Genomic DNA, 14,274 nt, shown 5'->3' on the forward strand with positions numbered 1-14,274 from the left:
TTTTAACCAGAAAAGGACGTAACGGGAAAAGAAAAGCCCGCAGCGATCACAGAACGCTGCGGGCTGGGCATAGCGTGAGGGTGAAATCAGCCTAACTGTCGCCCTCTTCTTTGATTTGTACCTGCAAGTAATTCTGAATCCCGATTTTATTAATCAGCTCCAGCTCGGTTTCCAGGTAATCAATGTGGTGTTCTTCGTCGGCAAGAATCTCAATCATCATATCGCGGCTGACGTAATCGTGGACTTTGTCAGCATAGGCGATGGCTTCACGCAAATCCTTCGCCCCTTCCAGTTCCAGTGCCAGATCGGATTGCAGCATTTCCGGCACATCCTCGCCAATCCGTAACCGGCCAAGATCCTGCAAGTTGGGAATCCCTTCAAGAAACAGAATGCGTTCAATGTACTTGTCCGCATGTTTCATTTCATCAATGGACTCGTGGTATTCCACATCATTGAGGCGTGTTAAACCCCAGTTTTTGAACATACGTGCATGAAGAAAGTACTGGTTGATAGCAACCAACTCATTCCCCAGCAATTTGTTGAGATGATTTATGATTTTAGTGTCGCCCTTCATTTCGCTTCCTCCGCTTCCAGTTAATTAGAGCGTAGATGCGGATAAAAAGAAGTCAAAAAAACGCGACAGTTTTTGTGGTTATTCCATTCCGGTTCGTGAATCAGGCGATCTCTTTATACAGCGGTACCTGCTGGAGTTCGTCATCCATGATTTCACGCGCGACACGGATGCATTTGCCACACTGTTTGCCAATAGGAACCAGTTGGCGCAAATGCTGAATAGATTTGGGCTGATAGCGACGGACTACTTCGCGAAGGGTTTTATCACTCACGGCATTACACAGGCAGACGTACATTTACTACGGACTCCGGTACATTTTCTGATCAAAGTGTAAATGAGAATGGTTTTTATTTCAAACCTGGATTTTGTGTGGGATTAGATATCAGAGGGGGGAAATTCAGGCATAAAAAAAGAGCACCGAAGTGCTCTTCTTTTCGTGCTCAAGTGGCTACCGAAATAGCCACCTGCGTCAGCGCAATTAAGCGATAACTTTAGCAACAACGCCCGCACCAACGGTACGGCCGCCTTCGCGGATTGCGAAGCGCAGACCTTCGTCCATTGCGATCGGGTGAATCAGGGTAACAACCATTTTGATGTTGTCGCCCGGCATTACCATCTCTACGCCTTCCGGCAGTTCTACTGAACCTGTTACGTCAGTAGTACGGAAGTAGAACTGAGGACGGTAGCCTTTGAAGAACGGAGTATGACGGCCGCCTTCGTCTTTAGACAGTACGTACACTTCTGATTCGAACTGAGTGTGCGGCTTGATGGTGCCCGGCTTAGCCAGTACCTGACCACGCTGGATGTCTTCACGCTTGATACCACGCAGCAGAACACCACAGTTCTCGCCTGCCTGACCCTGGTCCAGCAGTTTGCGGAACATTTCAACGCCAGTACAGGTTGATTTCGCAGTCGCTTTGATACCAACGATTTCTACTTCGTCACCAACTTTAACGATACCGCGCTCAACACGACCGGTTACTACAGTACCACGGCCAGAGATTGAGAATACGTCTTCGATCGGCAGCAGGAACGGCAGGTCGATTGCACGAACCGGATCCGGGATGTAAGTATCCAGGTGGCCAGCCAGCTCAACGATTTTCGCTTCCCACTCTGCGTCGCCTTCCAGCGCTTTCAGAGCTGAACCACGAACGATCGGAGTGTCGTCGCCCGGGAAGTCATACTGTGACAGCAGGTCACGAACTTCCATCTCAACCAGTTCCAGCAGCTCTTCGTCATCAACCATGTCACATTTGTTCAGGAACACGATGATGTACGGAACGCCTACCTGGCGACCCAGCAGGATGTGCTCACGGGTCTGCGGCATCGGGCCGTCAGTCGCAGCAACAACCAGGATTGCGCCATCCATCTGAGCAGCACCGGTGATCATGTTTTTCACATAGTCGGCGTGGCCCGGGCAGTCAACGTGCGCGTAGTGGCGAGTCGGGGTTTCGTACTCAACGTGAGAAGTGTTGATGGTGATACCACGAGCTTTCTCTTCCGGCGCGTTGTCGATCTGGTCGAATGCACGAGCCTGGCCGCCGTAGGTTTTAGCCAGAACGGTGGTGATTGCAGCAGTCAGAGTGGTTTTACCGTGGTCAACGTGACCGATGGTGCCCACGTTTACGTGCAGTTTGTTACGTTGAAATTGCTCTTTCGCCATGGCGATAATCCTTACGTTATGCCTTCATCAGTGATGAAGGCATCAGTTCACAATTTTTAAACCGTAGCCTTATTTGCCACGAGCTTCAATAACGGCCTGAGCGACGTTGTTCGGCGCATCATCGTACTTCAGGAACTCCATGGAGTAAGAAGCACGGCCTTTGGTCAGAGAACGCAACTGAGTCGCGTATCCGAACATTTCAGACAGCGGAACCTCAGCGTGAATCACAACGCCAGTTACGTTGGATTCCTGACCGCGCAGAATACCACGACGGCTGCTCAGGTCACCGATGACGTCACCAGTGTTCTCTTCCGGCGTCTCAACTTCAACCTTCATGATCGGCTCAAGCAGTACCGGCTTCGCTTTCTTAAAGCCATCTTTAAAGGCGATAGAAGCAGCGAGTTTAAATGCCAGTTCTGAGGAGTCAACATCATGGTATGAACCGAAGTGCAGACGAACACCCAGATCAACTACCGGATAACCAGCCAGCGGACCTGATTTCAGCTGTTCCTGGATACCTTTGTCAACCGCAGGGATGTATTCGCCAGGAATCACACCACCTTTGATGTCGTTGACGAACTCGTAGCCTTTCGGGTTTGAACCCGGCTCCAGCGGGTACATGTCGATGATGACATGACCATACTGACCACGACCACCAGACTGCTTGGCGTGTTTACCTTCGATATCGGTAACTTTCGCGCGAATCGCTTCGCGGTAAGCAACCTGCGGTTTGCCCACGTTCGCTTCAACGTTGAATTCACGCTTCATGCGGTCAACGATGATGTCGAGGTGCAGCTCACCCATACCAGCGATGATGGTCTGGTTAGACTCTTCGTCAGTCCATACGCGGAATGACGGGTCTTCTTTCGCCAGACGACCCAGAGCCAGACCCATTTTTTCCTGGTCAGCTTTGGTTTTCGGCTCAACGGCGATAGAGATTACCGGCTCAGGGAACTCCATACGCTCCAGGATGATCGGCGCGTTTGGATCACACAGAGTATCACCGGTGATCACGTCTTTCAGGCCGATTGCTGCAGCGATGTCGCCCGCACGAACTTCTTTGATCTCTTCACGCTTGTTGGCGTGCATCTGAACGATACGGCCAAAACGCTCGCGCGCAGATTTCACTGAGTTCAGCACGGTGTCACCGGAGTTAACCACACCAGAGTACACGCGGAAGAACGTCAGGTTACCCACGAACGGGTCAGTTGCGATTTTGAATGCCAGTGCAGAGAAAGGCTCATCATCGCTAGCGTGACGCTCAGCCGGAGTATCTTTACCATCGTCCAGCATACCGTTAATTGCCGGTACGTCGGTCGGAGCTGGCAGGAACTCAACAACTGCATCCAGCATCGCCTGAACACCTTTGTTCTTAAATGCAGAACCACAGGTCACGAGGATGATCTCGTTGTTCAGTACGCGCTGACGCAGAGCGCCTTTGATCTCTTCTTCGGTCAGCTCTTCGCCGCCCAGGTACTTGTCCATCAGCTCTTCAGAAGCTTCGGCAGCAGAGTCGATCAGGTTTGAACGCCATTCTTCAGCCAGGTCCTGCATGTCAGCCGGGATATCTTCGTAAACGAAGGTAGTACCCTGGTCAGCATCGTTCCAGTTGATAGCTTTCATTTTGATCAGGTCAACAACACCGGTGAAGTTCTCTTCTGCACCGATAGCCAGCTGCAGCGGAACCGGGTTCGCGCCCAGACGGGTTTTGATCTGACCTACAACTTTCAGGAAGTTCGCACCCATGCGGTCCATTTTGTTAACGAACGCAATACGCGGAACTTTGTATTTGTTAGCCTGACGCCATACGGTTTCAGACTGCGGCTGCACGCCACCTACTGCACAGTAAACCATTACTGCGCCGTCGAGCACACGCATGGAACGTTCTACTTCGATGGTGAAGTCAACGTGTCCCGGGGTGTCGATGATGTTGATGCGGTGCGGCTCAAACTGCTTAGCCATACCTGACCAGAACGCAGTAGTCGCTGCGGAGGTGATGGTAATACCACGCTCCTGCTCCTGCGCCATCCAGTCCATTGTTGCTGCGCCATCGTGTACTTCACCGATTTTGTGGTTAACACCGGTGTAGAACAGGATACGCTCGGTAGTGGTAGTCTTACCGGCGTCGATGTGTGCACTGATACCGATGTTACGGTAGCGCGCAATGGGTGTTGTACGAGCCATTTTATTCCTCGGTTTTTCGGACGTTCAAAGTTAGTCGACCCCAGCGGGTTGGCCGTTTGAGCGCCCGCTGGTTTAACAACAACTACGTGGCTGTTACCAGCGGTAGTGAGCGAACGCCTTGTTGGCTTCTGCCATACGGTGAACGTCTTCACGTTTCTTAACTGCAGTACCTTTGTTTTCTGCAGCATCAGAAAGTTCGTTCGCCAGGCGCAGAGCCATAGATTTATCACCGCGTTTACGAGCAGCTTCTACGATCCAACGCATTGCCAGAGCATTACGACGAACCGGACGGACTTCTACTGGTACCTGATAGGTAGAACCACCAACGCGACGTGACTTAACTTCGACAGTCGGACGTACGTTTTCGAGGGCTACTTCAAAGGCTTCCAGCTCGTTTTTACCAGAACGCTGAGCCAGGGTCTCAAGAGCGGTATAAACGATTGATTCAGCGGTAGATTTTTTACCATCTACCATCAGGATATTTACAAATTTAGCCAGCAGCTCTGATCCGAACTTAGGATCCGGCAGAATTTTACGCTGACCAATGACGCGACGACGTGGCATGGAAATACTCCGTTGTTAATTCAGGATTGTCCAAAACTCTACGAGTTTAGTTTGACATTTAAGTTAAAACGTTTGGCCTTACTTAACGGAGAACCATTAAGCCTTTGGCTTCTTCACGCCATACTTGGAGCGAGCCTGCTTACGGTCTTTAACACCTGAGCAGTCCAGCGCGCCACGAACGGTGTGGTAACGCACACCTGGCAGGTCTTTAACACGACCGCCACGGATCAGGATCACGGAGTGCTCCTGCAGGTTGTGACCTTCACCACCGATGTAGGAAGTCACTTCGAAACCGTTAGTCAGACGCACACGGCAAACTTTACGCAGCGCTGAGTTAGGTTTTTTCGGGGTAGTGGTGTACACACGAGTACAAACACCACGTTTTTGCGGGCAAGCTTCCAGCGCCGGCACGTTGCTCTTTGCAACTTTGCGGACGCGTGGTTTGCGAACCAGCTGGTTAACTGTTGCCATTAAATAGCTCCTGGATTTGCTTTAGCTTTTGCTTCGTAAACACGTAATAAATCGCCTCGTATTACTACGAGGAGGCAGAATTTTAGGGCTGTGTCAAAAGGGTGTCAAGAAATAACCAGGTTTTAGCGTACTACCAGGCTATTTGCTGCTGGTGCTTCGCCGTTAAAGCAACGAATTCAGTATAGTCCACGCAGGTTACGCTGGTCGAAATTTGTGCAACCAGGCCACGCGCCACCACATCTTCCTGCAACACCCAAAGTTTTGCCGGGGTGTTTTGTAACTTTTCCAGCATGGCACTACCCAATAACGCGGCCGTCACGCCGTCCTGGAGCAGCAACAGATCATCCTCCGGCTCCAGCAGCAACAATAAGGTATCGATATCGCATTGCCAGGGTGAATGCATAAGGGTGTAGAGCATGGTGAAGTCTCAGAAGCGAATGATGCGATGATAAGTCGCCAGTTTCTGGCGTAGCGCAGCCGCGTCCAGCACCTCAGCGGGTATCACACGCGGTGACGCAGCGTTGAATCCGCGTGTATGCAGTGATTCCTCACAGACAAAACACTGGTCGATATCATAAAGCGCCAGCACGCCAAAGGTGGCGATATAGTTACGTGCCAGAATCGGCTCAGGCTGTTGATCGCAATTAAGTTGCAGTACCCCATCGCCAATAAAAAACAGCGCAATATCTTCGCTGAGCGCAGCGGTTGCCAGTACCGCATCCAGCCCTTCCCTGCCAGCGCTGCTGCCGTGGGGAGACTGAGTAAAAAGAAAAGCCACACGGTTCATCAGAATTGCACCAAACGGTCACAGGTCAGTGAGGCTTCCGCCAATGCGCCAAGCCCGCTTAATACGAATCCGGGTTGCAGATTACTGCCTGCCAACTGCAAGCGCGCAGCTTCCTGAGCGTCAGTGACACCACGCCGCAACGCCGCAGCCACGCAAATATTCAACGCCACACCGTGCGATTGCTGAAGCTGCTGCCACTCGCGCACCATATCGACTTCATCACTGGCGGGTGCCGTCAGCTGATTGGCATTCAGCACACCTTCACGATAAAAAAACACGCTCTCAAGCTGATGCCCGGCCTGTAACAATGCACGGGCGAATAGCAACGCGCTGCTGGCGTGTTGGGTACCGTAAGCCGGGCCAGTGACCAGCAGGGTGTAGCGCATTAACGATCCTGTCCCTGAAAATCGCCGCTTTTAAACTGACGAATATAGAGATACACCGTGTGCTTGGAGATATTGAGGCGATCGGCAACCTGATTAATCGCGTCTTTAATATCGAAAATGCCCTTCTCGTACATGTTAAGCACAATCTGACGATTCTTGGCATTGTTGGATACATTGCGATCGGCGCTCACTTCCTCAATGGTAAACTCCAGCGTTTGCATCACCAGGTCTTCTACCGAGCTGGCAAAGTTCACGTTAGAGTCAACCTGCTGCATCTCTGGCGGCATAAAGGTCGACATAATCTGCGAGAAAGGCACATCGAGGTTCATGTTGATGCACAGCAGGCCAATGACTCGCTGCTGGCGATTACGAATAGCAATCGTCACCGACTTCATCAGTACGCCACTTTTGGCACGGGTGAAGTAGGCTTTTGAGACATTACTATCCGCACCGTGCATGTCATGCAACATGCGCAGCGCCAGGTCGGTAATCGGTGATCCGACTTTACGTCCGGTGTGTTCGCCATTGGCGATACGCACAGCGGAGCATTTTAAATCTTCCAGTGAATGCAGCACGATTTCACAGTGCGAGCCAATCAGCATCGCCAGGCCATCGACGACAGCCTCATAGGATTTCAGGATATCGTAGTCTGCTTGCTCAAACGGACGTTGCTCCAGTAAATCGAAGTCAGTCAGTTCACCGGGATTGAATGGATTAGACATCGAAGACATCACCCTAAATGGCTGGAGCCTGTCACGGCAGCTCTGGGGCAGACTCATTTTGATAGTAGTAGTTGTGCAGGCGTTAGTCTGGCAAATGTCGCCGGGTTATGCCAGAGCTTTGTCATCCATCAGAAATGAAACCGCCGCACTGAGGCGGCGGTAGGCAGATTACTGCGCTTTCTTATCAGCAGCGGCCGGAGCCTGTGCTTTTTCATCGGCTTTCGGCGCCGGTTTGATGTCGAGCAGCTCAACATCGAACACCAGCGTAGAGTTCGCCGGAATACCCGGCACGCCGTTTTTACCGTAGGCCAGCTGCGGTGGGATGACCAGCTTGATCTTGCCGCCTTTCTTCACATGCTTCAGACCTTCGGTCCAGCCTGGAATCACACCATCCAGACGGAATGACAGCGGCTCGCCACGGGTGTAGGAGTTGTCGAACTCGGTACCGTCAATCAGGGTGCCTTTGTAGTTCACCACCACGGTATCGCTGTCTTTCGGTGCGTCGCCAGTACCTTCTTTCTCAACCTGGTACAGCAGGCCAGACTCAGTTTTCTTCACGCCTTTCTCTTTGGCGAATTTGTCAGCGAAAGCGGTGCCTTTATCAGCATTCTCTTTCGCGTCTTTTTCCATCTTCGCCTGAGCAGCGCCTTTCACGCGGCCTTCAAACGCCTGCAGAGTTTGCTCGATCTCTTCATCAGAGAGTTTGCTCTTGCCGCCGAACGCGTCCTGAACACCAGCAATCAGCTGTTGCTTGTCCAGTTTGATGCCCAGTTTCTCTTGTTCCTTAAGAGAGTTGTCCATGTAGCGACCCAGAGAAGCACCCAGCGCATAGGCTGATTGCTGATCTTCATTTTTGAAGGCAGCATTTTTCGGTGCCTGCGGCGCAGCCTGAGCAGCATCAGCCGGGGCGGTGGTCGCTTCAGCGGCCATTGCCAGCGGGGCATTCAGTGCGATGGCCATTGTGGTAGCTAACAATGTGACTTTAAACAGTGATTTCATCCTTTCTCCAAAACCGAAGCCTCTCGCCTCGGGAATCATTGCGGACTGTGGCCCACACTATAACTTTACGTGGCAGCGGCGAACACTCCCACAACGTAATTATCCGGTCAACCTCTGACCTTTTTTGCATCAGGAAGTTTCATCAGAGATGGTGGCATAATGTCCAGATTCAAGCACCCCTGTGGATTTACGCAAAAAACCAGACGATTCCGGGGTAAAACACGTAGAATCTCGCCCGCAATACGCAAGCACCGTAATATGAGGAGTGGTGATGGAACAAGCAGAATGGGAGCAACGCCTTGAGGCGCTGGAAAGCAAACTGGCTTTTCAGGAACACACCATTGATCAGCTCAATCAGACGGTGGTTCAACATGAACTGGAGATGAGCAAACTGCGCGAGCAGGTGCGTCTGTTGGTCGATAAAGTGAAGGCAGCCGCGCCATCCATGATTGCATCGCAATCTGAAGAAACCCCACCACCGCACTACTAAAGAAAAGGCCACCGCGAAGGTGGCCCTGAAATACTTAGTGGTTGCAACCGCAACCGCCGTGGCCGCCGCAGCCGCCCTGGCCGTGATCATGACCGTGGTCGTGATCATGATCGTGGTGATGACCGTGTTCACCATGAACATGACCGTGCGCCAGTTCTTCCGGCGTCGCTTCACGAATCGCAACCACTTCAACGTTGAAGTTCAGGTTCTGACCCGCCAGCATATGGTTACCATCAACCACAACATGCTCGTCTTCAACTTCAGTGATTTCAACCGGTACCGGACCCTGGTCGGTTTCTGCCAGGAAGCGCATGCCAACCTGCAATTCGTCCACGCCCATGAAGACATCTTTCGGTACACGCTGCACCAGATTGTCATCGTACTGACCGTAAGCGTCGTTTGCCGGGATATGCACGTCAAACTTGTCACCTACCGCGTGATTTTCCAGCGCTTTTTCCAGACCAGAAATCAGGGAACCATGACCGTGCAGATAGTCCAACGGTGCACTCACCGGTGACTCGTCAACCAACACACCGTCTTCGGTACGAACCTGATACGCCAGGCTCACCACCAGGTCTTTTGCTACTTTCATGATATCTCCTAACCGTTGAGAACTGCGAATCCCGTCTCATTGGTCCATTTTTGCGAGCAAAAACACCAACCAGAAAGGTTCAAGACTGAGGATGCTGACAACGCAATGCCGCATACTGCTCAGCGTTAATGGCGCCGATTGTAGCGGAATTCAATCCCGCTGTAAGTTTAAGCTTAAAAAAAGCTGCGCCATCACGCTACTCGGGATGAAAAATGCCGATCACCTGCTCCTGACTGCGTACCTGATCGCGCACCTGCTTATCGGCTTCGCGCATCTGATGCCCGCACTTCACGCATTCCACCACGTCCACATTGTTTTCACGCCACATCGCCAGCGTGTCCTTCTGCTGACAGTGCGGGCACACCGCACCGGCAATAAAACGTTTACGCATACTGATTCCTGCCCGTTACACACGGATAAGGTAAGTGTAGTTACTCATCATCCCAGCCATCAAACTGACGCTTCTCATGCTGCATTTCGCGCTGGAAGATATCTTCCAGCTCGCGCCGCGCCTCACGCACGCGTGAAACGGTCGCGCTATCGGTTTGCTGGTTAGGCATCAACTCACGCAGCATACGCATATCCAGACGACGGAAATGATGTTGCGCACGCTGCGCCTGATGCGGATGCATACCCAGCGAGATCAGCGCCTTGCGTCCCAATTCCAGCGCACTGGAGAAGGTTTCACGCGAGAACAGCGTCACGCCCGCCTGCAATAGCTCGTGTGCTTCCACACGACCACGCGCCCGCGCCAAAATCTTCAGCTGTGGGAAATGCTGCTGGCAGAGATGCACAATGGTCATGGCATCTTCCGGCTCATTACAGGTGATAACAATTGATTGCGCCGTTGCCGCACCCGCCGCTCGCAGCAGCTCCAGCTCGGTTGCATCGCCATAATAAACCTTGTAGCCATATTTACGCATCAGGCTGACGGCCGAGATATCGCGTTCCAGCACCGTGATGCGTTTGTTGTTTGCCATCAGCAAACGCCCCACCACTTGTCCGAAACGACCAAAACCGACCACGATCACCTGCGGTTGGTCATCTTCAACAAAGGGCTTCTCGCTATCGTCTTCCGCCTCATTAAAGCGATGCGCCAGCAGACGATCAATCCCCTGCATCAGCAGCGGCGTGGTCATCATCGACAGCGTCACCGTCACCAGCAACAACGGCAGTTGATCGCCACTAAACAGCTTCGCCGACGCGGCCGCCGAAAACAGCACAAAGGCAAATTCCCCGCCCTGACTCAGCACCCCGGCAAACTGCTGACGCTCCGAACTACGCAGGCCATATACCCGCGCCAGCACATACAGCACCAGCGTTTTCACCATCACCAGGATCACCACGCCCAGCAGAATTTCCAGGATGTGGGTGTAGAGCACGCCGAGGTTGAGCGCCATGCCGACGGAGATAAAGAACAACCCCAGCAGCAGCCCCTTAAACGGTTCGATCGCCACTTCCAGTTCATGACGATACTCACTTTCCGCCAACAGGATACCGGCGATAAAGGTCCCGAGCGCCATCGACAGGCCCAGGGCATCCATAAACAGTGCGGAGCCGAGCACCAGCAACAACGAAGCTGCCGTGAAGACTTCACGCACACCGGAGGCAGCGATAAAGCGGAAAATAGGACGCAACAGGAAACGGCCACCAATCAGCATCCCGGCAAAGGCCAGCACCTTCATGCCAACCTTCAGCCAGTCCACATGGCCACTGTCGCCACCCGCCAGCAGGGGCACCAGCGCCAACGCCGGGATCACCGCCAGGTCCTGGAACAACAACACCGAGAAACCGAGCTGCCCGGCTTCGCTCCGGTTCATCCCTTTATCGCGCATCAACTGCAACGCCATCGCGGTGGATGACATCGCCAGACCGATACCGCCAATCACCGCCGCCTGCCAGGAGAAATCGGTCAGCCACAGCAGAACACCGAGAATCGCCGCAGAAATCAGCACCTGGGCCGCACCCACACCAAAAATCGAACGCCGCAGCGCCCAGAGTTTTGCCGGGTTCAGCTCAAGGCCGATGATAAACATCAGGAACACCACGCCAAGTTCGGAGAAGTGCAGAATCTCATCCACATCGCTGATGAAACCCAGCCCCCAGGGGCCGATGGCAATACCCGCCAGCAGATAACCCAGCACCGCGCCAATACCCAGCCGCGCGGCGATCGGCACAATCAGCACCGCCGCCACCAGATAGATGACACCCGCAGTCAGCAACGTTTGACCTTCCATCAGGCACCTCCCTGCGGCAACGGCGCAGAAAGCCAGTCGCTGTAAGCCTGCGCAAAATTACGCAGCACTGCCGGTGTCTGACGCCGCGCCCAGTAGATCACCATCGGTGTCATCCAGTGCATACGGCACATCTGTGCCGTCAGCTCAAACGGCCGCATGATGTCACTCATCGGGTAGCGGTTCAGTCCCTGTTGCGAATAGGCGGTTTCCGGCTCACCGGTGGTGACCACGCTACGCCAGTATTTCCCCTCCAGCGCATTGCCATCCACGCCGCTGGCAAAGCCACGCGACAACACGCGATCCAGCCACTCCTTCAGCAGCGCCGGGCAGCTGTAGGTATAAAGCGGATGCTGGAAAACCACGATTTGATGTTCACGCAGCAGTTGCTGCTCATAGTGAATATCGATAAAAAAATCCGGATAGTGGGCGTATAAATCGTGCACCGTGACGTGGTCCAGTTCCATAGCCGACTGCAGCAAAACCCGATTAGCAATCGAATCCTGTGATTCCGGATGGGCGTAAAGCAGCAGGATTTTGGGTGGCTGCGACATCGTTCCCCTCCAAAGCGTCGTCATAGCGCAGGAATTCCGCTACCATGCTCGACGCAACTAACAGTTCATCTAATTATGTTGCCAGTAAATTAACATATTCTGACGATACGGCGCTTATGATTGTCTTCTCCTCGTTACAAATTCGTCGCGGCACCAATGTGCTGCTGGATAACGCAACTGCGACCATTAACCCCGGCCAGAAAGTGGGCCTGGTGGGTAAAAACGGCTGCGGCAAATCCACGCTGTTGTCGCTGCTCAAAGGTGAAATGAGCAGTGATGCCGGTAGCGCCACCTTCCCGGGCAACTGGGCGCTGGCGTGGGTCAATCAGGAAACCCCGGCGCTGAGCAAAGCCGCGCTGGAATATGTTATCGATGGCGACCGCGAATATCGTCAGCTGGAGTCCGAATTAGCCGATGCCAACGCACGCAATGACGGCAATGCCATCGCGCTGCTGCATGGCAAGCTGGATGCCGTACAGGCGTGGAGTATCCATGCCCGCGCGTCAAGCCTGTTACACGGTCTGGGCTTCAGCCAGGAACAGCTTCAACGCCCGGTGAGTGACTTCTCCGGTGGCTGGCGTATGCGCCTCAACCTTGCACAAGCGCTGGTGTGCCGTTCCGATTTGCTGCTGCTTGATGAACCGACCAACCACCTCGATCTCGATGCGGTGATCTGGCTGGAACGCTGGCTGAAAAGCTACGAAGGCACCCTGATCCTGATCTCGCACGACCGCGACTTCCTCGATCCGGTGGTGGATAAGATCATCCACATCGAACAGCAAACGATGTTTGAGTACACCGGTAACTACAGCTCGTTTGAACGTCAGCGCGTCGCCAAACTGGCACAGCAGCAAGCGTTGTATCAAAGCCAGCAGGAAAAAGTGGCGCACCTGCAAAGTTATATCGATCGTTTCCGCGCGCAGGCCACCAAAGCCAAACAGGCGCAGAGCCGTATCAAAATGCTGGAGCGCATGGAACTGATTGCCCCGGCACACGTTGATAACCCGTTCAGCTTTAGCTTCCGTCCACCGGAAAGCCTGCCGAATCCATTGTTAAAAATGGAAAAAGTGACTGCGGGCTACGGCGACCGCATCATTCTTGACGCCATCAAACTTAACCTGGTGCCGGGTTCGCGTATTGGCCTGCTGGGGCGGAATGGCGCGGGTAAATCGACGCTGATCAAGCTGCTGGCCGGTGAGCTAACCCCCATCGATGGCGAAATTGGTCTGGCGAAAGGCATAAAACTGGGTTACTTCGCGCAGCACCAGTTGGAATTTTTACGTGCCGATGAGTCGCCATTGCAGCATCTGGCACGTATCGCGCCGAAAACGCTGGAACAGCAACTACGCGATTATCTGGGTGGTTTTGGCTTCCAGGGCGATAAAGTCAGTGAAGTGACCGAACGTTTCTCCGGTGGTGAGAAGGCCCGTCTGGTACTGGCGTTGATCGTCTGGCAGCGTCCCAACCTGTTGCTGCTCGACGAACCAACCAACCACCTCGATCTCGATATGCGTCAGGCTCTGACCGAAGCGCTGATTGATTTTGAAGGCGCCCTGGTGGTGGTGTCGCATGACCGCCATCTGCTGCGCGCCACCACCGATGACCTCTATCTGGTACACGATCGTAAAGTGGATATCTTCGAAGGTGACCTGGAAGATTACCAGCAGTGGTTGAGCGACCTGCAAAAACAGCAGGCGCAACAGGATGCCGCCCCCAGGCAGGATAGCGGCAACAGCGCCCAGGCCCGTAAAGATCAGAAGCGCCGTGACGCCGAACTGCGCGCCCAGACTCAGCCGCTGCGTAAAGAGATTGAGAAACTCGAAAAGCAGATGGCCAAGTGGCAGAGCCAGTTGAGTGAAGCTGAGCAGCTGCTGTCAGACAGCGCAATTTATGATCAGAGCCGCAAAGCGGATCTGACCGCTGCGCTCCAGCGCCAGGCAGAGAGTAAATCGGCGCTGGAAGAGGTGGAAATGGCGTGGCTGGATGCGCAAGAACAGCTGGAGCAGATGCTGGCCGCACCATAACAGCCCATTCCGTATCGGCGCGATTTATCG

Annotated in this window: 17 protein-coding genes; 2 read left to right on the forward strand and 15 right to left on the reverse strand. The window is 53.4% G+C overall.

The genetic code is table 11. The features are described from left to right. Nucleotides 1-91 precede the first annotated feature (91 nt). The 11 genes from bfr to fkpA form a co-directional block, all read right to left on the reverse strand. On the reverse strand, nucleotides 92-574 hold the full coding sequence (gene bfr / locus AC6I8R_RS18800; RefSeq protein ID WP_021186409.1) for a bacterioferritin: 483 nt from the start codon (nucleotides 572-574) through the stop codon (nucleotides 92-94). 100 nt (nucleotides 575-674) lie between these two features. After that, on the reverse strand, nucleotides 675-869 hold the full coding sequence (gene bfd, locus AC6I8R_RS18805; protein ID WP_021186410.1) for a bacterioferritin-associated ferredoxin: 195 nt from the start codon (nucleotides 867-869) through the stop codon (nucleotides 675-677). 183 nt (nucleotides 870-1,052) lie between these two features. Further along, nucleotides 1,053-2,237, reverse strand: coding sequence for an elongation factor Tu (tuf, locus tag AC6I8R_RS18810; protein ID WP_013507398.1), 1,185 nt, complete (start codon nucleotides 2,235-2,237; stop codon nucleotides 1,053-1,055). A 69-nt stretch (nucleotides 2,238-2,306) separates the two neighbouring features. Further along, a complete protein-coding gene (gene fusA / locus AC6I8R_RS18815) occupies nucleotides 2,307-4,421 on the reverse strand; it encodes an elongation factor G (RefSeq protein ID WP_013510773.1) in 2,115 nt (704 codons plus the stop codon). Nucleotides 4,422-4,514: 93 nt separating this feature from the next. Continuing rightward, the gene (gene rpsG / locus AC6I8R_RS18820; RefSeq protein WP_013510774.1) at nucleotides 4,515-4,985 is read right to left on the reverse strand and encodes a 30S ribosomal protein S7; all 471 of its coding nucleotides are present in this window, start codon (nucleotides 4,983-4,985) and stop codon (nucleotides 4,515-4,517) included. 96 nt (nucleotides 4,986-5,081) lie between these two features. Continuing rightward, entirely contained in the window at nucleotides 5,082-5,456 is a 375-nt protein-coding gene (gene rpsL / locus AC6I8R_RS18825) for a 30S ribosomal protein S12 (protein WP_003852912.1), read from the reverse strand. 130 nt (nucleotides 5,457-5,586) lie between these two features. Next, nucleotides 5,587-5,874 (reverse strand): sulfurtransferase complex subunit TusB, encoded by a 288-nt coding sequence (gene tusB / locus AC6I8R_RS18830; protein ID WP_415173682.1) that lies wholly within the window; start codon nucleotides 5,872-5,874, stop codon nucleotides 5,587-5,589. A gap of 9 nt (nucleotides 5,875-5,883) precedes the next feature. After that, the gene (tusC, locus tag AC6I8R_RS18835; RefSeq protein ID WP_415173681.1) at nucleotides 5,884-6,243 is read right to left on the reverse strand and encodes a sulfurtransferase complex subunit TusC; all 360 of its coding nucleotides are present in this window, start codon (nucleotides 6,241-6,243) and stop codon (nucleotides 5,884-5,886) included. Then, a complete protein-coding gene (tusD, locus tag AC6I8R_RS18840; RefSeq protein WP_021184809.1) occupies nucleotides 6,243-6,629 on the reverse strand; it encodes a sulfurtransferase complex subunit TusD in 387 nt (128 codons plus the stop codon). The genes tusC and tusD overlap by 1 nt, the downstream gene beginning before the upstream one ends. Then, entirely contained in the window at nucleotides 6,629-7,351 is a 723-nt protein-coding gene (locus AC6I8R_RS18845) for a helix-turn-helix transcriptional regulator (RefSeq protein WP_013510778.1), read from the reverse strand. The genes tusD and AC6I8R_RS18845 overlap by 1 nt, the downstream gene beginning before the upstream one ends. A 168-nt stretch (nucleotides 7,352-7,519) precedes the next feature. Next, the gene (gene fkpA / locus AC6I8R_RS18850; RefSeq protein ID WP_021184810.1) at nucleotides 7,520-8,350 is read right to left on the reverse strand and encodes an FKBP-type peptidyl-prolyl cis-trans isomerase; all 831 of its coding nucleotides are present in this window, start codon (nucleotides 8,348-8,350) and stop codon (nucleotides 7,520-7,522) included. A 271-nt stretch (nucleotides 8,351-8,621) separates the two neighbouring features. Between fkpA and AC6I8R_RS18855 the strand changes: the two genes are divergently transcribed. Continuing rightward, complete coding sequence (locus AC6I8R_RS18855; protein WP_013510780.1) at nucleotides 8,622-8,840, forward strand: protein SlyX; 219 nt, start codon at nucleotides 8,622-8,624, stop codon at nucleotides 8,838-8,840. 34 nt (nucleotides 8,841-8,874) lie between these two features. Here AC6I8R_RS18855 and slyD read toward each other — a convergent pair whose 3' ends face one another. The 4 genes from slyD to kefG form a co-directional block, all read right to left on the reverse strand. Continuing rightward, nucleotides 8,875-9,432, reverse strand: coding sequence for a peptidylprolyl isomerase (slyD, locus tag AC6I8R_RS18860; protein ID WP_021184811.1), 558 nt, complete (start codon nucleotides 9,430-9,432; stop codon nucleotides 8,875-8,877). A 196-nt stretch (nucleotides 9,433-9,628) separates the two neighbouring features. Next, nucleotides 9,629-9,829: a YheV family putative zinc ribbon protein gene (locus AC6I8R_RS18865; protein WP_152521888.1), complete on the reverse strand. Its 201-nt coding sequence runs from the start codon at nucleotides 9,827-9,829 to the stop codon at nucleotides 9,629-9,631. 34 nt (nucleotides 9,830-9,863) lie between these two features. Beyond that, nucleotides 9,864-11,669 carry a glutathione-regulated potassium-efflux system protein KefB gene (gene kefB / locus AC6I8R_RS18870; protein WP_021184812.1) on the reverse strand — a complete coding sequence of 602 codons (1,806 nt, stop codon included), beginning with the start codon at nucleotides 11,667-11,669 and terminating at the stop codon, nucleotides 9,864-9,866. Next, nucleotides 11,669-12,220 carry a glutathione-regulated potassium-efflux system ancillary protein KefG gene (gene kefG, locus AC6I8R_RS18875; RefSeq protein ID WP_021184813.1) on the reverse strand — a complete coding sequence of 184 codons (552 nt, stop codon included), beginning with the start codon at nucleotides 12,218-12,220 and terminating at the stop codon, nucleotides 11,669-11,671. Before kefG ends, kefB begins: the two co-directional genes overlap by 1 nt. Nucleotides 12,221-12,336: 116 nt before the next feature. On the opposite strand from kefG, the gene AC6I8R_RS18880 reads away from it, so the two are divergent. After that, nucleotides 12,337-14,244, forward strand: a complete 1,908-nt coding sequence (locus AC6I8R_RS18880) for an ABC transporter ATP-binding protein (protein WP_497832684.1) — start codon at nucleotides 12,337-12,339, stop codon at nucleotides 14,242-14,244. Nucleotides 14,245-14,274: the final 30 nt, after the last annotated feature.

The organism is Pantoea sp. X-Soil-OKNW-713 (assembly GCF_059730685.1).

Coding starts and splice junctions, on each gene's coding strand:
- bfr (WP_021186409.1), bottom strand. CDS start 574: ATGAAGGGCGACACTAAAATCATAAATCATCTCAACAAATTGCTGGGG.
- bfd (WP_021186410.1), bottom strand. CDS start 869: ATGTACGTCTGCCTGTGTAATGCCGTGAGTGATAAAACCCTTCGCGAA.
- tuf (WP_013507398.1), bottom strand. CDS start 2,237: ATGGCGAAAGAGCAATTTCAACGTAACAAACTGCACGTAAACGTGGGC.
- fusA (WP_013510773.1), bottom strand. CDS start 4,421: ATGGCTCGTACAACACCCATTGCGCGCTACCGTAACATCGGTATCAGT.
- rpsG (WP_013510774.1), bottom strand. CDS start 4,985: ATGCCACGTCGTCGCGTCATTGGTCAGCGTAAAATTCTGCCGGATCCT.
- rpsL (WP_003852912.1), bottom strand. CDS start 5,456: ATGGCAACAGTTAACCAGCTGGTTCGCAAACCACGCGTCCGCAAAGTT.
- tusB (WP_415173682.1), bottom strand. CDS start 5,874: ATGCTCTACACCCTTATGCATTCACCCTGGCAATGCGATATCGATACC.
- tusC (WP_415173681.1), bottom strand. CDS start 6,243: ATGAACCGTGTGGCTTTTCTTTTTACTCAGTCTCCCCACGGCAGCAGC.
- tusD (WP_021184809.1), bottom strand. CDS start 6,629: ATGCGCTACACCCTGCTGGTCACTGGCCCGGCTTACGGTACCCAACAC.
- AC6I8R_RS18845 (WP_013510778.1), bottom strand. CDS start 7,351: ATGTCTAATCCATTCAATCCCGGTGAACTGACTGACTTCGATTTACTG.
- fkpA (WP_021184810.1), bottom strand. CDS start 8,350: ATGAAATCACTGTTTAAAGTCACATTGTTAGCTACCACAATGGCCATC.
- AC6I8R_RS18855 (WP_013510780.1), top strand. CDS start 8,622: ATGGAACAAGCAGAATGGGAGCAACGCCTTGAGGCGCTGGAAAGCAAA.
- slyD (WP_021184811.1), bottom strand. CDS start 9,432: ATGAAAGTAGCAAAAGACCTGGTGGTGAGCCTGGCGTATCAGGTTCGT.
- kefB (WP_021184812.1), bottom strand. CDS start 11,669: ATGGAAGGTCAAACGTTGCTGACTGCGGGTGTCATCTATCTGGTGGCG.
- kefG (WP_021184813.1), bottom strand. CDS start 12,220: ATGTCGCAGCCACCCAAAATCCTGCTGCTTTACGCCCATCCGGAATCA.
- AC6I8R_RS18880 (WP_497832684.1), top strand. CDS start 12,337: ATGATTGTCTTCTCCTCGTTACAAATTCGTCGCGGCACCAATGTGCTG.